At 66.4% G+C, this 17,250-nt stretch carries 17 protein-coding genes; 8 read left to right on the top strand and 9 right to left on the bottom strand.

The annotated features are described in order from the left end of the window. The first annotated feature begins 126 nt into the window (after positions 1-126). The gene (gene xseA / locus BraRD5C2_RS04630) at positions 127-1,746 is read left to right on the top strand and encodes an exodeoxyribonuclease VII large subunit (protein ID WP_223967153.1); all 1,620 of its coding nucleotides are present in this window, start codon (positions 127-129) and stop codon (positions 1,744-1,746) included. Here the strand turns inward: xseA and BraRD5C2_RS04625 are convergent. Next, positions 1,743-2,576 carry a dienelactone hydrolase family protein gene (locus BraRD5C2_RS04625; protein WP_223967152.1) on the bottom strand — a complete coding sequence of 278 codons (834 nt, stop codon included), beginning with the start codon at positions 2,574-2,576 and terminating at the stop codon, positions 1,743-1,745. The two genes, xseA and BraRD5C2_RS04625, sit on opposite strands and share 4 nt — an antisense overlap. A 185-nt stretch (positions 2,577-2,761) precedes the next feature. Here BraRD5C2_RS04625 and BraRD5C2_RS04620 point away from each other — a divergent pair, with 185 nt between their 5' ends. Further along, on the top strand, positions 2,762-2,989 hold the full coding sequence (locus BraRD5C2_RS04620) for a DUF2093 domain-containing protein (RefSeq protein WP_016848019.1): 228 nt from the start codon (positions 2,762-2,764) through the stop codon (positions 2,987-2,989). 14 nt (positions 2,990-3,003) lie between these two features. On the opposite strand, the gene lpxK is transcribed toward BraRD5C2_RS04620, so the two are convergent. The 6 genes from lpxK to BraRD5C2_RS04590 form a co-directional block, all read right to left on the bottom strand. Beyond that, entirely contained in the window at positions 3,004-4,026 is a 1,023-nt protein-coding gene (lpxK, locus tag BraRD5C2_RS04615; protein ID WP_223967151.1) for a tetraacyldisaccharide 4'-kinase, read from the bottom strand. Continuing rightward, the gene (locus BraRD5C2_RS04610) at positions 4,019-5,353 is read right to left on the bottom strand and encodes a 3-deoxy-D-manno-octulosonic acid transferase (RefSeq protein WP_223967150.1); all 1,335 of its coding nucleotides are present in this window, start codon (positions 5,351-5,353) and stop codon (positions 4,019-4,021) included. Before BraRD5C2_RS04610 ends, lpxK begins: the two co-directional genes overlap by 8 nt. Beyond that, positions 5,316-6,029, bottom strand: a complete 714-nt coding sequence (locus tag BraRD5C2_RS04605; protein WP_097671627.1) for a lysophospholipid acyltransferase family protein — start codon at positions 6,027-6,029, stop codon at positions 5,316-5,318. The genes BraRD5C2_RS04610 and BraRD5C2_RS04605 overlap by 38 nt, the downstream gene beginning before the upstream one ends. Further along, positions 6,026-6,274 (bottom strand): DUF4170 domain-containing protein, encoded by a 249-nt coding sequence (locus tag BraRD5C2_RS04600; protein ID WP_050628541.1) that lies wholly within the window; start codon positions 6,272-6,274, stop codon positions 6,026-6,028. Before BraRD5C2_RS04600 ends, BraRD5C2_RS04605 begins: the two co-directional genes overlap by 4 nt. Before the next feature lie 112 nt (positions 6,275-6,386). Continuing rightward, positions 6,387-7,196, bottom strand: coding sequence for a 3'(2'),5'-bisphosphate nucleotidase CysQ (locus BraRD5C2_RS04595; protein ID WP_223967149.1), 810 nt, complete (start codon positions 7,194-7,196; stop codon positions 6,387-6,389). Then, entirely contained in the window at positions 7,183-8,571 is a 1,389-nt protein-coding gene (locus BraRD5C2_RS04590; protein ID WP_223967148.1) for a TldD/PmbA family protein, read from the bottom strand. The genes BraRD5C2_RS04595 and BraRD5C2_RS04590 overlap by 14 nt, the downstream gene beginning before the upstream one ends. A gap of 276 nt (positions 8,572-8,847) precedes the next feature. On the opposite strand from BraRD5C2_RS04590, the gene BraRD5C2_RS04585 reads away from it, so the two are divergent. Beyond that, positions 8,848-9,372 carry a DUF6101 family protein gene (locus BraRD5C2_RS04585; protein WP_223967147.1) on the top strand — a complete coding sequence of 175 codons (525 nt, stop codon included), beginning with the start codon at positions 8,848-8,850 and terminating at the stop codon, positions 9,370-9,372. 230 nt (positions 9,373-9,602) lie between these two features. On the opposite strand, the gene ubiA is transcribed toward BraRD5C2_RS04585, so the two are convergent. Then, a complete protein-coding gene (ubiA, locus tag BraRD5C2_RS04580) occupies positions 9,603-10,535 on the bottom strand; it encodes a 4-hydroxybenzoate octaprenyltransferase (protein ID WP_223967146.1) in 933 nt (310 codons plus the stop codon). A 40-nt stretch (positions 10,536-10,575) separates the two neighbouring features. Then, a complete protein-coding gene (locus tag BraRD5C2_RS04575; RefSeq protein WP_223967145.1) occupies positions 10,576-11,310 on the bottom strand; it encodes a hypothetical protein in 735 nt (244 codons plus the stop codon). Between the two features lie 557 nt (positions 11,311-11,867). Between BraRD5C2_RS04575 and BraRD5C2_RS04570 the strand changes: the two genes are divergently transcribed. The 5 genes from BraRD5C2_RS04570 to BraRD5C2_RS04550 all read left to right on the top strand — a co-directional run bounded on the left by BraRD5C2_RS04570 (position 11,868) and on the right by BraRD5C2_RS04550 (position 17,101). Then, positions 11,868-12,644 carry a 16S rRNA (uracil(1498)-N(3))-methyltransferase gene (locus BraRD5C2_RS04570; protein WP_223967144.1) on the top strand — a complete coding sequence of 259 codons (777 nt, stop codon included), beginning with the start codon at positions 11,868-11,870 and terminating at the stop codon, positions 12,642-12,644. A 291-nt stretch (positions 12,645-12,935) separates the two neighbouring features. Next, the gene (locus BraRD5C2_RS04565) at positions 12,936-14,102 is read left to right on the top strand and encodes an ATP phosphoribosyltransferase regulatory subunit (protein ID WP_223967143.1); all 1,167 of its coding nucleotides are present in this window, start codon (positions 12,936-12,938) and stop codon (positions 14,100-14,102) included. Next, positions 14,099-15,076: an ATP phosphoribosyltransferase gene (gene hisG, locus BraRD5C2_RS04560; RefSeq protein WP_223967142.1), complete on the top strand. Its 978-nt coding sequence runs from the start codon at positions 14,099-14,101 to the stop codon at positions 15,074-15,076. The genes BraRD5C2_RS04565 and hisG overlap by 4 nt, the downstream gene beginning before the upstream one ends. Before the next feature lie 139 nt (positions 15,077-15,215). Next, positions 15,216-16,262, top strand: a complete 1,047-nt coding sequence (locus BraRD5C2_RS04555; RefSeq protein ID WP_223967141.1) for a glycosyltransferase family 2 protein — start codon at positions 15,216-15,218, stop codon at positions 16,260-16,262. Continuing rightward, positions 16,259-17,101 carry a ChbG/HpnK family deacetylase gene (locus BraRD5C2_RS04550; protein ID WP_223967140.1) on the top strand — a complete coding sequence of 281 codons (843 nt, stop codon included), beginning with the start codon at positions 16,259-16,261 and terminating at the stop codon, positions 17,099-17,101. Before BraRD5C2_RS04555 ends, BraRD5C2_RS04550 begins: the two co-directional genes overlap by 4 nt. Positions 17,102-17,250 lie beyond the last annotated feature (149 nt).

The raw sequence follows: 17,250 nt of genomic DNA, 5'->3' as shown, positions 1-17,250 counted from the left end.
CCATTCCTCTCAATACAGAGAACTCTGTATCACAGAGTATATGGACAAACAAGCCCGCGCATTGGCGATGGCGGGCAAAAGTCCCTACGTTGCGCTGAAGCTCACAAACAGCCGAATCACCTGCAAATGACTGCTGCCGCGCCAAATCTCGTCAACGCGCCCGAGTTCACCGTCTCGGAACTCTCCTCCGCCCTGAAGCGGACGGTGGAGGACCGCTTCGGCCATGTCCGCGTCCGCGGCGAGATCTCCGGCTTTCGCGGCCCGCACTCCTCCGGCCACTGCTATTTCGCCCTGAAGGACGAGAGCGCCAAGATCGAGGCGGTGATCTGGAAGTTTGCCCACGCGAGGATGCGCTTCAAGCCGCAGGAAGGGCTCGAGGTCATCGCCACCGGCAAGCTGACCACCTATCCGAACTCCTCGAAGTACCAGATCGTCATCGACTCCCTGGAGCCCGCCGGCGTCGGCGCGCTGATGGCGCTGATGGAGGAGCGCAAGAAGAAGCTCGCGGCCGAAGGCCTGTTCGACGAGGCCCGCAAGCAGCTTTTGCCGTGGCTGCCCGAGGTGATCGGCGTCGTCACCTCGCCGACCGGCGCGGTGATCCGCGACATCCTGCATCGGCTGGAGGACCGCTTCCCCCGCCGCGTGCTGGTCTGGCCGGTCAAGGTGCAGGGCGACGGCTCGGCCGAGCAGGTCGCGGCCGCGATCCGCGGCTTCAACGCGCTGCCGGAGGGCGGCCGGATCCCGCGGCCCGATCTGTTGATCGTCGCGCGCGGCGGCGGCTCGCTGGAGGATTTGTGGTCGTTCAACGAGGAGATCGTGGTCCGCGCCGCGGCTGAGAGCCACATCCCGCTGATCTCGGCGGTCGGCCACGAGACCGACATCACGCTGATCGACTTCGTCGCCGACAAGCGCGCGCCGACGCCGACCGCCGCCGCCGAGATGGCGGTGCCGGTGCGCAGCGAGCTGTTCGTCGAGGTTCAGGGACTCGCCCGCCGCACCATGGTGTGCTGGCAGCGCAGCCAGGAGGCCCGCCGCAACGAGCTGCGTGCCGCGGCGCGTGCGCTGCCGGCGGCGAACGAACTGCTGGCGATCCCGCGGCAGCGGCTCGATCATCTTGCCGCCGGGCTGCCACGCGGGCTGAAGGCCAATACGCACGCGCATTTCCGCCGCTTTGCCGCGTCGAGCTCACGCCTCACCATCGGCGTGCTGCGCGGCCAGGTCGCGCATGCAAGGCAGCGGCTAACCGTCTCGGGCGAACGCATCGCGCTGTCGGCACGTGCGCTGCTGCATCGCAGGCGCGAGCGCTTCAGCGGGCTCGAGATCCGGCTCAAGGCCTCGAAGCTCGCCAACGCCAAGGCCCAGCGCAACGCGATCGCACGCGATCTCGAGCGCACCCACCGCCTCGCCGAACGCGCCCGCCGCGCGCTGCTGACGACGATGCAGCGGCTCGAGGCGCGGGTCGCCCATCGCAGCCAGTTGCTGTCGGCGCTGTCCTATCGCGGCGTGCTGGCGCGCGGCTTTGCGCTGGTGCGCGACGCGCAGGGACACGCACTGCATTCAGCCGCGGCGGTCGGCCCCAACGCCAATTTGTCGATCGAGTTCGCCGACGGCCGCGTCGCCGCCACCACCAATGCCGACCAGCCCGAGGCGACGGCGACGCCCGAGAGCCAGCCGAAGCCGCGTGAGGCGAAACCGGCGGCGCCGAAGCGCGTCACCAAGCCGATCGATCAGGGCAGTTTGTTTTAGCGCGCCAGCCACTCGGCAACTTGCTTCTGCGCGTCCTTGCGCGCACTCGCATCGGTGCCGACGTGACCGGGCTCGGTGATGTCGACATCGGACGAGGCCGCGACCGCATGCAGCGGCAGGTTGGCGCGGTCGAAATCGTGATAGGCCTCGGGATAGACCACGATCCGCGCCAGCGCGCTGCGGCCGCGCGCGCCGTCCACCATCTGGTGGCAGGCCGACGACGACGTCACGTCGTCGCGCGCGCCGATCAGGACCAGCGTCGGCACCCGCGCGCTCCAGCCGAGGCCGGACGAGGTGCGGCAATCCGGATAGAACGCGACCGCCGAGCGGAAGTCCGGCTCGACATTGCGCGACCACATCTGCGGCCGCACCGCCCACAGCAACGCGGCCGCGCCGTTACCCCAGCCGATCAGGCTGATGCGGCTCTTCGCCACCCATTTCTGCTGCACCAGCCATTGCCGCGCGGCGTTGATATCGGCAACCCGCGCACGGCGGGTCTGGACCTGATGCTCCTTGATGCGGCACTGTGGCCCGAGCTCGCGCGAGCCGTAGCTGTCCGGCAGCAGCACCGCATGGCCTGACGTGAGCAGTTGCTCGGCCCAGTCGCGATAGCGCGGCAGGACCGCCTCGGAACGGCCGGCAAGACCGCCGCAGCCATGCAGCGCGATGACCGTCGGGAACGGGCCATCGCCGTCGGGCCGGTAGAGCTGCGCGTGCAGCGTGATATTGCCTTCGGGAATTTCGACCTGATGCGGAGCCGGAAGCGGCGCCGCGGCCGCGGCCGGCGCGGCAAGCATGGCGAGGCACATGAAAACTGACTTGAGGCGCATCCGATCCGGCCGGCTCGTTATGGCGCTGTAAACACAGCGGACCACGCCTGCAACGCTACCATGCACGTCTGCCGCCAAATCATCACAAGTCGGTGGTTTAATGGGCGGACATGACCCCCTATCTGTGATAGACGGCTTCATGAACATTTAAGGGCCTCATCGGGGGCAAGGCGGAGAGCTCAAACGTGCTGAACAAGTTCGGTCCCTCGGGCCATGGCGAAGCGCAGGTGCAATATCTCGACGGCGATTTCCGCGTGATCTCGCCCGGCACCTTTGTGCGTTGTGCCATCACCGACGTCCGGATCCCGCTCGACGAGCTGAAATACTGGAGCGTCGACCTGCAGGAGGCCTACGCCACCCCGACCGCCGTGCTGCAGCGCCATCATCCCGGCGTGCTCAAGCCGCAGGCTTAAGCTCAAGACCGGGCTCATGCGCGCAGCCTCCTGTTCCGTGCCTTGAACAGCTGATCGCTCACCAGCCGCCGCAGCGCGGCAGCATCCTCGAATTGCAGCGTCACCGCGAACGGCACGATCGCCTGTGCCCCGGCCGGCCTCCCGGCCGGACCACGCAACCGCGCCAGATCCTTTTCCGTCGTCACCAGCGTCAAGGCGTCGCTTCGCGCGTCGGCGACGAGCTGTTCGATCTCATCCTTGGTGAAGGTGTGATGATCGGGGAAAGCCGTGTTGCGCACGACGTCGACGCCGCTTGCGCGCAGCGTGTTGAAGAAGCGCGCGGGATCGCCGATGCCGGCGAAGGCGAGTACGCGCTGATCGCGCAACGCACTCAATGAGGCCTCATCTGGCCTCAGATGCGCCAACAATATCGGCTTGCCACGGGCCGCGAGATCGGCCGCGATCTTCTTCGCGCCGCTTCCCTCGCCGACCACGATCAGCGCGTCGGTGCGTTCCAGCTGCGGCGACAGTGGCGCGCGCAACGGTCCTGCCGGAATGACGCGGCCATTGCCGACGCCACGCGTACCGTCGATCACGATCAGGCAGGTGTCCTTGAGTACGGATGGATTCTGGAAGCCGTCATCCATCAGGATCACGCTTGCGTTCTGTGCGCGCGCCAGCGCCAGGCCGGCGGCACGGTCACGCGACACCACGACCGGCAAGGTCGCCGCCATCATCAGCGGCTCGTCGCCGATATCGGCCGCCGTATGACTGTCACGATCGACCTTGGCCGGCCCGGCAAGCCGGCCGCCATAGCCGCGGCTGAGCACCACCGGCCGCTCGTCGAGCTCGCGCAGCAGTTTCGCCAGCGCCAGCACCGTCGGCGTCTTGCCGGCGCCGCCGACATGGTAGTTGCCGACGCAGATCACAGGAATGCCGGCATCGACGCCGGAGTGCTGCATCCGCCGCGCGGCCACCGCGCCATAGAGCGCGGCAAGCGGTCTCAACAGTTGCGATGTCCAAGACGATGGCCGGTGCCAGAAGGCCGGCTCACGCATTGGCGGCTCCCATCTCGAGCTGCAGCTGCAACAGATAGGGCTCGAGAGCGGTCACCGTGCGCTCCAGCGCACCACCGAGCTGTTCGACGACGCGCTCGGAGGCCGCAAGCGACGTATCGCGCGCCGCGGGATCGGCGAGGAACTGGCCGAGCTGCTTGACCAGCGCCTCCAGATCGTCGGTACGCCGCGCGCCGCCGGCACGATCGAGCGTGTCATAGACTTCGGTGAAATTGAAGACGTGCGGGCCGTGCACGATCGCAGCGCCGAGCTTGATCGCCTCGATCGGGTTCTGGCCGCCATGCGCGACCAGCGAGCCGCCCATGAACACGATTGGCGCCAACCGATAGAACAGGCCGAGCTCGCCCATCGTGTCCGCGACATAGATATCTGTTGTCGCGACCGGCAGATCCTCGTGCGAGCGCAAGGCGGGGCGCAGGCCCGCCTCAGTCACGAGCCGCGCCACCGCCTCGCCGCGCGCGGCATGCCGCGGCACGATCACCGTGAGCAGCCCGGGGAAGAATCCGGCGAGCGATTTGTGCGCCTCGATCAGGAGCTCTTCCTCGCCGGGATGGGTGGACGCGGCAACCACGATGGCGCGGCCGCGCGTCACCGACATCAGCCGCTCCAGCTTGGCGGGATCGGCCGGCGGCGCCGCGACGTCGAGCTTGAGGTTGCCGGTGACCATGACATTGGGGCTGCCGAGCGCGGCAAAACGTTCGGCATCGGTCTTCGATTGCGCGAGGCAGATGTCGAACCGTCCGAGCAACGCCCCGATGGTGTTGGAGACCCGGCGCCAGCGCGGGAACGAGCGCTGCGACATCCGCCCGTTGATCAAGACCATCGGCAGCCGCCGCGCGGCGCTCGACAGGATCAGGTTCGGCCACAGGTCGGACTCGATGAACAGCGCCAGCGACGGACGCCAGTGATCGAGGAAGCGCGCGACATAGCGCGGCGAGTCATACGGGACGTATTGATGGATCACATCGGGCGGAAAACGCTTGGCGACAATCGCGGCCGACGTCACCGTCCCTGACGTGAGCAGGATGCGCAGATTGAGCGCGCGCAGCCGCTCGATCAGCCCGACCGCCGCCAGCACCTCGCCGACGCTCGCGCCGTGTATCCACACCAGCGGTCCCTGCGGCCTGGTATCGGCGCTCATGCCGCGCCGCTCGCCGACGCGTTCGGGATCTTCCTTGCCGAGCTTGAGCCGCCGCTTGATCAGCGCAGGCGCGAGCGGCACCATCGCGGACGACAGCTTGCGGTAGACACGCAACGTCATCGGTAGCGAGCTAGCCAAGCGTGGCCTCCGGCCGCCCGACGGCTGCATAGGCGCGCCGGGTCGCTTCGTTGAGCAGATTCTCCACGTGCTGCCGAAGCTTTTCCATCGTCGCGGCATCGGCATCGGGCGGCACATAGACCGGCTCAATACCTACCACTGCGCCGCGCCCGAATGGCAAATTGATGGTCGTGGAATCCCAGTTTTTCAACCGAATGAATCGGCTGGTGACCATCGCAAAGGGGATGATCGGCCGGCCGGTTTCCCGCGCCAGCATGATGGCCCCGAGGCCCGCCACCCGCGCCCGCTTCGGCACGTCGGCCGTGGTCGCCATGTTGCAGCCGTCTTCCAGCGTCCGGACCATCTCCAGGAAGGCGCCGACGCCGCCCTTGCGATGGAACGCGCCGGAATGATCGCCGGAACCCCTGATCGTGCCGATGCCGAGCCGCTCGACCGCCAGGGCGTTGAACTCACCGTCGCGGTGGCGCGAGATCAGGACCTTGGCGCGGTAGCTGTCCTTGGTCTTGATGAACGGCGTCATGAAGTGCTGGCCGTGCCAGAACACGAAGATCGCCGGCATCAAGGGCTCGACGATCCCGTAGACGTCATGCGGCTGATAGATGAAGCGGTTGGTGTACCACACCAGCCGCAGATATTCGGCCGCAAGCACACCCAGCGCGCGCTGCACGAAGCCGCTGCGCAGCAGATCGCGAAATAGTCGTTTCAATGGGAGTGCTTTGTGTCCTGCTCGGGATCGAGCAACCGGTGGAGGTGAACAACGAAATAGCGCATCTGGGCGTTGTCCACGGTCGCCTGCGCCTTCGCCTTCCAGGCCGCATAGGCGGTCGCATAGTTCGGGTAGACGCCGACGATCTCGACTTCGTCCAGATTCTTGAAGGTGTTGTGCTCGAGATCGGTCAACTCGCCGCCGATCACGAGGTGAAGCAGCTGTGGCTGGGCATTGTCTGACATGATGGTTTTCCTAACGAGATGCCCGGCAAGCAAATGAAGTCGTGGCCGTCACAGGTCTGTCGTAACAAGTCTGGTCGTCACAATCGGAAACGCGGAGCGGATCGGCGGGGCCTCACGGCAAAGGACGGTTGCGAAAATGCTCGACAATGCGTGCATGACGTTCGCGTCCTGCTGCCACCAGCACCCCATGCGTCACCTCCCGGCGATTGTACTCAATCGCTTCCCCCGAGAGCGCGGTCATCTTACCACCCGCTTCCTGCACGATCAAATTCGCGGCGGCAAGATCCCAGTCGCGGCTTTGCCCGCCGGCAAAGGCGGCGTCAAGTCGACCTTGTGCTACGCGGCACAACCGCAGGGCCAGCGATCCGATCCGAGGAAACAGCGTGATCTCGTCCGATGTCGGGCTGAGCCGCTGCACCAGCGGCTTCGGTCCGGCCATGCGGGGAAAATCGAACTCCGTGCCCGCGGTTGCATGCACGCCGCTGTCGTTCAGGGTGGCGCCCTGGCCGCGGGCGGCGAAGAAGAATTCCTCGGTCACCGGCGCATACACCGCCGCGAGCACCGGCGATGCATTTTCAACCAGCGCCACACTGACGCACCAGTCCTCGCGGCCGGCGAGATAGGCACGGGTGCCGTCGATCGGATCGACGATCCAGGTGAAGCGTCGGTCGAGCCGGGTCGCGTTGTCGGCGCTCTCTTCCGACAGCCAGCCGTAACCCGGCGTCGCCGAGCGCAGCTGCTGCTCCAGCAAGTCGTTGACGGCGATGTCGGCCTCTGAGACCGGCGAGGACGCGCCCTTGATCCAGTTCTTCAATTCGGTGCGGAACAGCGACAATGCGAGCCGGCCCGCCTCCTGCACCGATCTGGTCAGCAAGGCGGCGTCGCGCGCCTTGGTCCAGTCGTCCGTATCAGCGTCCGCCAAGCGTCAGGCCCTCGATGCGCAGCGTCGGCGAATTGACGCCGTAGCGGAATTCCAGATCGTTGGCGGCAACCAGCGACTTGAACATCGGCAGCAGGTGTCCGGCGATGGTCACCTCGCTGACCGGGTAGGTGATCTCGCCATTCTCGATCCAGAAGCCGGAGGCGCCGCGGCTGTAATCGCCGGTCACGCCGTTGACGCCGGAGCCGATCAGGTCGGTGACATAGAAGCCCTGCTTGATGTCGGAGATCAGCTCCTTCGGCGTCACCGCACCCGGCTCGAGATGCAGATTGTATGTTCCGGGCGACGGCGAGGACGACACGCCGCGATGCGCATGCCCAGTCGTGACCAGGCCGAGCTCGCGCGCGGTCGCGGAGTCCAGCACCCAGGTGGTCAGCACGCCTTCGTCGATCAGCGCGATCTTCTTCACCTTGACGCCCTCGGCGTCGAAGGTCTGCGAGCGCAGGCCACGCACGCGCAAGGGATCGTCGATGATGCGGATATCCCTGGAGAACAGCTGCTCGCCGAGCTTGTCCTTCAGGAAGCTGGTCTTGCGCGCGATCGAGGCGCCGTTGATCGCGCCGACGACATGGCCGACGATCGAGCCCGCAACCCGCGGGTCGAACACCACAGGCACCTTGCAGGTCTCGACCTTGCGCGGATTTCCCCGCGCCACCGCGCGCTCGCCGGCCTTGCGGCCAACGGCCGTGGGCGACTCGAGATCGGACGCATGCGGCGCGCTGGTGAAATCATAGTCGCGCTCCATGCCGGTGCCCTCACCGGAAATCGCCGTCGTCGAGATGCCGTGGCTGGAGCGCAGATACGAGCCGTGGAAGCCGGTCGACGTCACCAGCACCATGCCGCCGATCCCGGTCGAGGCCGACGCGCCGCCGGACTTGGAGACACCCTTGACCGCGAGCGCGGCAGCTTCCGCTTCGATGGCGCGCTGCTCGAGTTCGGCCGTGGTCGGGACGGTGCGGTCGAGCAGATCGAGATCGGGGAAGTCATGCGCATGGAGCGCGGGATCGGCCAGACCGACATATTTGTCGTCGGGCGCGACGCGCGCCATCGCGACCGCGCGCTCGGCGAGCTTTGCAATCCCGTCGCCGCTGACGTCATTGGTCGACACCACCGCCTGGCGCTGGCCGACGAACACCCGAAGCCCGACATCATCGCCTTCGGAGCGCTCGGTTTCCTCGACGCGGCCATCGCGGACTTCGACGCCTTGCGAGACGCCGCGCACCGCGATGGCATCGGCGGCATCGGCGCCGGCGCGCTTTGCGGCCTCGACCAGACGCTGCGCAAGGTCGCTCAGGCCGGACTGATCGAACAGATCGGAGGTATCGCCGTGTCGCGATGCAGATGGTGAAGAGTTCACGAACGAATTCCTGCGGATTGAGGGGGGCCCGGAATGGCGTCGACAGACCTAACCAGATGTGCCGGTTTCACAGGGAATTCAAGCACTTTGCACCGGCGGGCAACAAAGATTTGAGTGATCGGCGCAAGGCTTCGTCAATCATGCGGGCCAACCTCTTGTCAATCATGGCGCCAGGTGAGGAGCGGTTAACCAGGCTTTTTAAGCCGAAACGGCCATCGCTCGGCTAGGCTCTCACACATCGACCGGGAACATAATCCCGGCGGGGAGACTAAGGCTTTGAGGCGTCAAACACCAACAAGCGGAATCAATTCCGCTGGGTCGAGCCGCGCACTACGGCTCGACCCACTTTCCCTTCCGCTCAGCTTCCACGCGCAGGATGCGCGCGCGGATGGCGGCATGCGGCAGGTCGAGCTTCATCGCGAACATGTCGTGCTCCGCCGTGCCGTTCTCGGCATGCGGATGGCGGTCAATGTTCGCGTCAGCGATTTTCTCGGCGTCGCGCTGCGCGGCATCGACGACGCGCAGATGCTGATGCTGGTTCATCGCGATCCTGCGCTTAGCATTCCGCTCGGCACCAGTTCGGATGCCGAAGAAATCACCTCCGCCTGGCAGATGTGGAGCGACATCTTCCGTCTGCCGCAACTGACCGAGCCGGCGCCACGGACGCCTTCCCCGCGCCGCCGCCGCCGCAACGCAATCCGCGCCCGCCGTCCGAAATTCCTGGTCCGCCGCCGCGCCGGCGTCAGCCTCAACGGCACCAGCGTGCATCGCGACGAGCGCGAGATCATCGCGCGGGATTGAGTTCGTTTCGCCGCGCTCCACGTCTCTCACCTCTTGGTTGTCCTGGCGAAGGCCAGGACCCATAACCACCGCATTCGGTGATGAACAGGATCGTGGCCCCAGCGTCGCGCAACAATTGAGATTTGGGGTAATGGGTCCTGGCTTTCGCCAGGACGACGATGAGGATGGTTCTCGATTCGAGCCGGGCGATGACAGTCGAGAATGAGGACGCAGCTTCGCAGTCTCGCGACCTAAGCCGCGCGCAGCACCGCGTCGACGACCAGGCTTGCGAACAGGATGAAGCCGGCGTCGCGGTTGGATTTGAAGATGCGGAGACAGAGCGCGGGGTCGCTGGTGTCGAGCCGGCGGACCTGCCAGGCGAGATGCAGCGCGAACGTCGCTAGCCCAATCCAGGCCGGCCAGCGCGCGCCCGCAAGCGCGAAGGCCACGCCGATCAGAAGCACGGCGAGACCGTAGAAAATCACCAGAGCGCGATGGGTGCGTGCGCCGAACAGGCGCGCGGTGGATTTGACGCCGATCAGCGCGTCATCCTCGGCGTCCTGATGGGCGTAGATGGTGTCGTAGGCGATCACCCAGGCGATCGAGCCGGCGTAAAGCGCAATCGCAGCCGCGTCGATGCGCTCGAGCGTCACGGCGAAGCCCATCAGCGCGCCGTAGGAGAAGGCAAGGCCGAGCACGACCTGCGGCCACCAGGTGATTCGCTTCATGAACGGATAGATCGCAACGATCACCAGCGAGGCGATGCCGGTCATGATCGCAAAACGGTTGAACTGCAGCAGGACCGCGAGCCCGATCAGCGCCTGCAGGACCATGAAGACCACCGCCTGCGTCACCGTGACCTGCCCGGCCGGGATCGGCCGCGACCGGGTGCGCTCGACCTTGGCATCGAGATCGCGATCGGTGATGTCGTTCCAGGTGCAGCCTCCGCCGCGCATCACGAAGGCGCCGATGAAGAACAGCAGGACGACGAGCGGGAGCGAGCGAACATCGTGCGCGACGCCGGCGGCGAGCGCCGCCGACCACCAGCACGGCATCAACAACAGCCAGGAGCCGATCGGCCGGTCGTAGCGTGCAAGCCGCAGATAGGGTCGCGACCAGACCGGCGCATGGGTGTCCACCCAGTTGCCTGTGGAATCGGCAACGCGGGCGGAGACATCGCTCATGAATGCGTGATCATTGGCTGATCAATCATCGGGCGCTCGATCATCGGGTCAGAACGTTACCGTTCAGCGTGTCGAAGGTGCTGCCGCCCTTCTTGGTCGGGGTTGCTTCCGGCAGCGAGGCGGACGAGCCGAGCACGTCGCTCAGCGACGGTCCGGCGGGCCCGCGCGGCTGCGCCGCCGCCTGCTCCGCGACGTTGCAGACCTTCTTCAGCAACGCTTCGGTATTTTTGTGACCGTCCTTGAGCTGGTTGGAGATCTGCGGCGGGATCCCGCACTTCGCCGCGTTGGTGTCGACGTATTTGATCATCCTGACTTCGGCCTGGCTGTAATTGCCGATCAGCTTGCAGGCCTCCTGGGGGCTGGCGTGCCGGTCGCTCGCCGCCTTGATCGCCTTGCCGCGCTTCTCGGTCTCCTCGCGCAGCGGAACGAAATCCTTCATGCAGGCATCACCGCCAGCGCCACCACCGGCACCGGGCGGGGGCGGCGGAGACGACAAACCGCCGCCGGCGATGGGCGCTGCACCACTGCTCGGGAATGGCGACGGCGCGCCGCCGACCCTGGCCGCGGGCGCGCCGTTGACCGGCGGAAACGCAGGATCAGGAGCGGTGCTCGCTCGGCTTGGACGCGCGCCGTTCACCGGCGGGAACGCGGGATCCGACGCGGTGCCAGCCAGGCCCTGATTGGGCAGCGGCGCCGGAAAGGCGCTCTGGGCAGCTGCGTGCCCCGCTGACAGGGCGGTCGCGGCAACGGTCAGCATGATCAGTCGGCGGATCATCGAGGGTGTTTCTCCGGCAAAAGGTCCAGGCAACCCCAGCGCAACAAAACGAAGCAACGAAATTTGGGGGCGTTTTACGATTCCTGTGAGCCCTTAACAACCCGTGGATTTGGGCGACAGCGCGGCGTAGGGCCACACCGGCCACATTAAATTGTTCCCCGATTTGAAGCCTTTAGGCCGCGAACGGCGGTAAATCCGGGCCATCAAATGTGCCTGAACGGGACTTTCGGTCATGCCTCAGGTCGAATTTGCCGGCCCACACCGACCGAAACGCAAAAGGGGCCGCGTGCAAGCGACCCCTCGGACTTCAAAAATGACTTGGTGACAGAAGCAATATATCGACACCCCTGTAGTAGTTGGGCGCAGCGGCCCTGACGAGTCCGCGGGACTACGGTGTCGCCCGGCTTGGTTAACTTGGCCCGCCGCATGGAAGCGGCCTTGGCGCCGGCGCCCGACGCCAATTGCGGAATCTGCCGATCCTCTCCGATCGCAATCAACAGCAGCGGGCAATACTTGGCAGCACCTTTGGGCTAGAACGCGGCTCAGGAACCTAGGACATGCCTGAACACGATTTCCGCAGCCCCCGCCTGTTTGTCGATGCCCCGCTCGGTGCCAGCGCGACCGTTTCGCTCGAACGCGATCAGAGCAACTATCTCGGCAACGTGCTGCGGCTTGCCGCCGGCGACACCGTGCTGGTGTTCAACGGCCGCGACGGCGAATGGCGCGCCGAGATTTCCGGCCGCAAGCGGGCCGATACGCTGACGATCGCAGCGCAGACCCGCCCGCAGGACCGCCTGCCCGATGTGACCTACGTATTCGCGCCGCTGAAACATGCCCGGCTCGACTATATGGTGCAGAAGGCGGTCGAGATGGGCGCGGCACGGCTCGTGCCGGTGCTGACCCGCTTCACCCAGGTGTCGCGGGTGAATGGCGAGCGGATGCGCGCCAATGTGGTCGAGGCCGCCGAGCAATGCGGCATCATCTCGCTCGCCGAGGTCGCCGATCCCGTGCCCCTTGAGCGCTTCCTGGCGGGGCGCGATCCGGCGCGGCTTCTGGTGTTCTGCGACGAGGCGGCCGAAGTGGCCAACCCGGTGCAGGCCCTGCAGGCAGCAAGGGCCGCGAATGCCGGGATCGATGTCCTGATCGGCCCCGAGGGCGGCTTTGCCGAGGAGGAACGCGCGCTGCTGCTGCGCCAGCCCAGCATCCTCCGCCTCGCACTCGGGCCGCGCATCCTGCGCGCCGACACCGCCGCCGTCGCGGCGCTGGCGCTGGTCCAGGCGGCGCTGGGAGATTGGGGAGGAAATGGACCATGCACTCCATCCCCGTCATCCTGAGGTGCGAGCCTCTTCGGCGAGCCTCGAAGGATGCACGGCCCGGCCGGTGGCCGCCGATCCTTCGAGGCTCGCTGCGCTCGCACCTCAGGATGACGGGCCGGTGAGCGCGTATCCCGGATGTGGGAAACATCTTTCCCTAGCCAAGCCGTCGCAAAATCGTTAACGAACCCAATCATTAAGCCACTTGGCTGATCCCTGTCGAAAGCCTGATACGGCCATGCTAAGGGCTGCGCCAACGCCACCCATGGAACCCGCTCTGGAACGCGATTTCGGAGCGAATTGGACGTCGAGATGAGCGAAGCTGCCGCACCACGACCCGCCGCCGGATCCGCCTTATGGGCGGATGCGCTGCTGGCCTCGTTCGCGCAGGCCGGTTATCTCCGCTCCGAACCCGCGATCCTGCAGCCGGCCGAGCCGTTCCTCGACCTGTCCGGCGAGGACATCCGCAAAAGCCTGTATCTGACGACCGACCCGAGCGGCGAGGAGCTCTGCCTGCGCCCGGATCTCACGATCCCGGTGGCGCGCGACTACCTCGCCTCGCCCCGCGCCGGTCAGCCGGCCGGTTTCAGCTATCTGGGCCCGGTGTTCCGCTATCGCGACGGCCAGCCGAGCCAGTTTCTGCAGGCCGGCATCGAGTCCTTCGGGCGACAGGATCGCGCCGCTGCCGACGCCGAGATGCTGGCGCTGGCGCTGGAGGCGACCGCGGCGTTCGGGCTGAAGGATGTCGAGATCCGCACCGGCGACGTGGGGCTGTTCAACGCGCTGATCGATGCGCTGGAGCTCTATCCGGTGTGGCGGCGCCGGCTGATCAAGGATTTCAACCGCAAGGTTTCGCTGACCGACGACATCGAGCAACTGACCCTGGCGACCGCGCCGGGCCGCAACGAATATGAGGGCGTGCTCGCTGCGCTGGCCGGCTCCGACCGCAAGGCGGCGCTGGCGCTGGTCACCGATCTGATGTCGATCGCCGGTACCACCAATGTCGGCGGACGCACGGTCGCCGAGATCGCCGACCGTTTCCTCGAGCAATCGACGCTGAAGGGCGGCGCGCTGCCGCGCGATGCGCTCGCCACCATCAAGCGCTTCCTCGCCATATCGGGCGACCCCGACGACGCAATCGCGCAGCTGCGCGCGCTCGCAGCCGACGCCAAGCTCAACCTTGCCGCCGCGATCGACCAGCTCGAGAGCCGGGTCGGCTTCATGGCCGCGCGCGGCATCGACATCAGGAAGACGCGGTTCGCAACCGCGTTCGGCCGCGGCCTCGACTATTACACCGGCTTCGAGTTCGAGCTGCACGCCAAGGGTAATGGCAGCGAGCCGCTGGTCGCGGGCGGCCGCTATGACGGGCTGATGTCGCAGCTCGGCTCGGCCAACCCGATCCCCGCGGTCGGCTTCTCGGTCTGGATCGAGGCGATGACCCGGCACGGCAAGGCCGGCGCCGCCGGAGGCGCCCAATGAGCACGCCGTTCGTCGTCGCCGTTCCCTCCAAGGGACGCTTGCAGGAAAACGCGGAAAGCTTCTTCGCCCGCGCCGGGCTGACCTTGTCGAAGGCCGGCGGCGCGCGCGACTATCGCGGCACCATCGCCGGCGTCGACAATGTCGAGATCGCCTATCTGTCGGCGAGCGAGATCGCGGCCAATCTGGCGCGCGGCTCGGTGCATCTCGGCGTCACCGGTGAGGATCTGGTGCGCGAGAGCATTCCCGATGCCGACAAGCGCGTGCTGATGATCGAAGGCCTCGGCTTCGGCTATGCCAATGTCGTGGTCGCGGTGCCGCAGGCCTGGATCGACGTCCGCACCATGGCCGATCTCGACGACGTCGCATCGGGCTTCCGCGAGCAGCACAATCACCGCATGCGGGTTGCGACCAAATACATCAACCTGACGCGCGGCTTCTTTGCGAAGCACGGCGTCGGCGACTACCGCATCGTCGAGAGCGCCGGCGCCACCGAGGGTGCGCCCGCGGCCGGCACCGCCGAGCTGATCGTCGACATCACGACAACGGGCGCGACGCTCGCCGCCAACGGGCTCAAGGTGCTCGACGACGGCGTGATGCTGCGCAGCCAGGCCAATCTCGTCGCCTCCCGCGATGCCGACTGGTCGACCGGCGCCCGCGAGACCGCGCGCGTCATCCTCGACCACATCGCCGCGCGCGCCCGCGCCAGCAAGTACCGCGAGGTCCGCACCCGCTTCGCCGGCTGCAACGACGCGCTGCTGTCTGAAGCGCATACCCGCTTCGGCGTGGTCGCCCCGTTCGGCGGGCCGACCTCATCGGGCATGCTTACGCTGCACTGCCCACCGGGCAAGCTCTACGCGCTCGGCAGCTTCCTGCGCGAGCACGGCGCCGAAACCGTGTCGGTGGTGTCGCTGGACTACGTGTTCGACCGCGAGAACCCGCTGTTCGCCAGGCTCGAGGCGTTCCTGCGACAATGAGTCGGTGTCGCCGTTCATGTTGGCGACAGCCGGCCGTCGGTACCATATTGTGTTCATGATCTCTCGTCGTGACGCGTTTTCTCCACGCGAGGGCGAACCCGATTTCGCCGGAAAACGCTCTAGTTCTGGAACCTGACCGATGATGCTGGGCTCTGACGTTTCCAGCCTGACCACAACCGCCAAGACCGCCGTCGCGCAGGGTCTGTCCATCGTCGTGCCCGTCTACAACGAGGCCGCCGGGCTTGTGGCGCTGCACCAACGGCTGATCGACCTCGCCGGCTCATTGCGCGCCCGTTACGGGCTCCATTGCGAAGTGGTCTATGTCGACGACGGCAGCGCGGACAACACGCTCACGATCGCGCGCGGCCTGCCCGCCGACGGGCTCGACCTCCAGGTGGTGTCGCTGTCGCGCAATTTCGGCAAGGAGGCGGCGTTGATGGCCGGCCTCGACCATGCCCGCCGCGGCGCGGTGCTGTTCATGGATGGCGACGGCCAGCATCCGCCGACGCTGGTCGAGCGGCTAGTCGCGCACTGGATCGATGACGGCTACGACGTGGTCTACACGGCGAAGGCACATCGCGACAATGAATCGGCGTTGCGGCGGCTTTCCGTGCGCAGCTTCTACGCGCTGATCAACTGGGGCGCGCGGCAGAAGATCCCCGAGGATGCCGGCGACTTCCGCCTGCTGTCGCCGCGCGCGGCGCTGGCGCTGCGGCAATTGCCGGAACGCAACCGCTTCTTCAAGGGCCTCGCGAGCTGGATCGGCTTCAGGCAGATCCGCGTCGACTACGAGCCGGCGCCGCGCGCGCATGGCGTCACCACCTTCAATGCCAGCCGGCTGATCGGCCTGTCGATCGAGGGCCTGACCTCGTTCTCGGTGGCGCCGTTGCGCTTCGCCAGCCTGCTCGGCGCGCTGCTCGCAGGCGCGGCCTTCCTGTTCGGCCTCTCGATTCTGTGGGAAGTCTTGACCACCGGCAAGCAGGTGCCCGGCTATCCGTCGCTGATGATCGGCGTGATGACGATCGGCGGCGTACAGCTCATCATGATCGGCATCGTCGGCGAATATATCGGCAAGATCCTCTCCGAGCTGAAGGCACGGCCGATCTACTTCGTTGCCGAGCATACCGAGAAGCACGCCGACGGCGGCACGGCGCAGAGCGCCACCGAGCGGACCGCCGCCGAATGAGCGAAGTTTCGCCGCGCCGGATCTGGCTGTGTGCTGACGATTATGGCTTGAGCTGCGGCGTCAACCGCGCGATCCGCGACCTGATCGAACGCGGCCGCCTCAATGCGACGTCGGTGATGATGGTGACGCCGGCGATCGGCCGCGAGGCTGCGGCTGCGCTCACGGTCTCGGTGGCGAAAAGTCCGCGCTGTGCGATCGGGCTGCATGTGACGCTGACCGCGCCGTTCCGGCCGCTGACGATGCATTTCCGTCCGCTCGACGGCGACATGTTCCTGCCGTTCCCAAAACTGTTGCGCGCCGGGCTGATGCATCGGCTCGATGCCGATCTGGTCCATGCCGAAGTGCTGGCGCAGCTCGACGCCTTCCGCGATCTGTTCGGCCGCGCGCCCGATTTCGTCGACGGCCATCAGCACGCGCAACTGTTTCCGCAGGTCCGCGACGGCTTTCTGCGCGCCGTGAAGGAGCGCGCACCCGACGCCTGGGTGCGGCAGTGCGGACGCGAAGGTCCGCTGGCGCGCCAGCTGACGGCGCCGAAGGCGCTGGTGCTGAACGTGCTCAGCACCCAATTCCGGATCAAGGCCCAGCGATCCGGCCTGCGCTTCAATCCGGCCTTCGCCGGCGCCTATGATTTTACGCGCGGCAGCGAATTCGGAGCGCTCATGCAGGGCTTCCTCGACGGCCTGCCCGAGGATGGGCTCGTGATGTGCCATCCCGGTTTCGTCGATGAAACCCTGAAGAATCTCGACCCGCTGACGACGCAGCGGGAGACCGAGCATGGCTACCTCGCCGGCGACGATTTCCCCGCGCTGCTGGCCCTGAATAAAGTTACACTGGCCTGAGACCCTTGTTTTGACGCGTTTTCTTCACGCGAACCGGGATCCACTTCGCTCGAAAACGCTTCAGATTCACGAAAAACTGCCGGTCGGATTGTCGCATACATAAATTTAATTCGGGCCCCCACTCCTTGCGCCACAAAGCCCGTCCTACA

The organism is Bradyrhizobium sp. RD5-C2 (assembly GCF_019972155.1).
Classification (GTDB): domain Bacteria; phylum Pseudomonadota; class Alphaproteobacteria; order Rhizobiales; family Xanthobacteraceae; genus Bradyrhizobium.
This window is presented reverse-complemented; position numbering and strand designations above follow the sequence as displayed.

What these genes read in the sequence shown, in the direction of transcription:
- xseA (WP_223967153.1), top strand. Translation starts at nt 127, where the DNA reads ATGACTGCTGCCGCGCCAAATCTCGTCAACGCGCCCGAGTTCACCGTC.
- BraRD5C2_RS04625 (WP_223967152.1), bottom strand. Translation starts at nt 2,576, where the DNA reads ATGCGCCTCAAGTCAGTTTTCATGTGCCTCGCCATGCTTGCCGCGCCG.
- lpxK (WP_223967151.1), bottom strand. Translation starts at nt 4,026, where the DNA reads ATGCGTGAGCCGGCCTTCTGGCACCGGCCATCGTCTTGGACATCGCAA.
- BraRD5C2_RS04610 (WP_223967150.1), bottom strand. Translation starts at nt 5,353, where the DNA reads ATGCAGCCGTCGGGCGGCCGGAGGCCACGCTTGGCTAGCTCGCTACCG.
- BraRD5C2_RS04600 (WP_050628541.1), bottom strand. Translation starts at nt 6,274, where the DNA reads ATGTCAGACAATGCCCAGCCACAGCTGCTTCACCTCGTGATCGGCGGC.
- ubiA (WP_223967146.1), bottom strand. Translation starts at nt 10,535, where the DNA reads ATGAGCGATGTCTCCGCCCGCGTTGCCGATTCCACAGGCAACTGGGTG.
- BraRD5C2_RS04575 (WP_223967145.1), bottom strand. Translation starts at nt 11,310, where the DNA reads ATGATCCGCCGACTGATCATGCTGACCGTTGCCGCGACCGCCCTGTCA.
- BraRD5C2_RS04570 (WP_223967144.1), top strand. Translation starts at nt 11,868, where the DNA reads ATGCCTGAACACGATTTCCGCAGCCCCCGCCTGTTTGTCGATGCCCCG.
- BraRD5C2_RS04565 (WP_223967143.1), top strand. Translation starts at nt 12,936, where the DNA reads ATGAGCGAAGCTGCCGCACCACGACCCGCCGCCGGATCCGCCTTATGG.
- hisG (WP_223967142.1), top strand. Translation starts at nt 14,099, where the DNA reads ATGAGCACGCCGTTCGTCGTCGCCGTTCCCTCCAAGGGACGCTTGCAG.
- BraRD5C2_RS04555 (WP_223967141.1), top strand. Translation starts at nt 15,216, where the DNA reads ATGATGCTGGGCTCTGACGTTTCCAGCCTGACCACAACCGCCAAGACC.
- BraRD5C2_RS04550 (WP_223967140.1), top strand. Translation starts at nt 16,259, where the DNA reads ATGAGCGAAGTTTCGCCGCGCCGGATCTGGCTGTGTGCTGACGATTAT.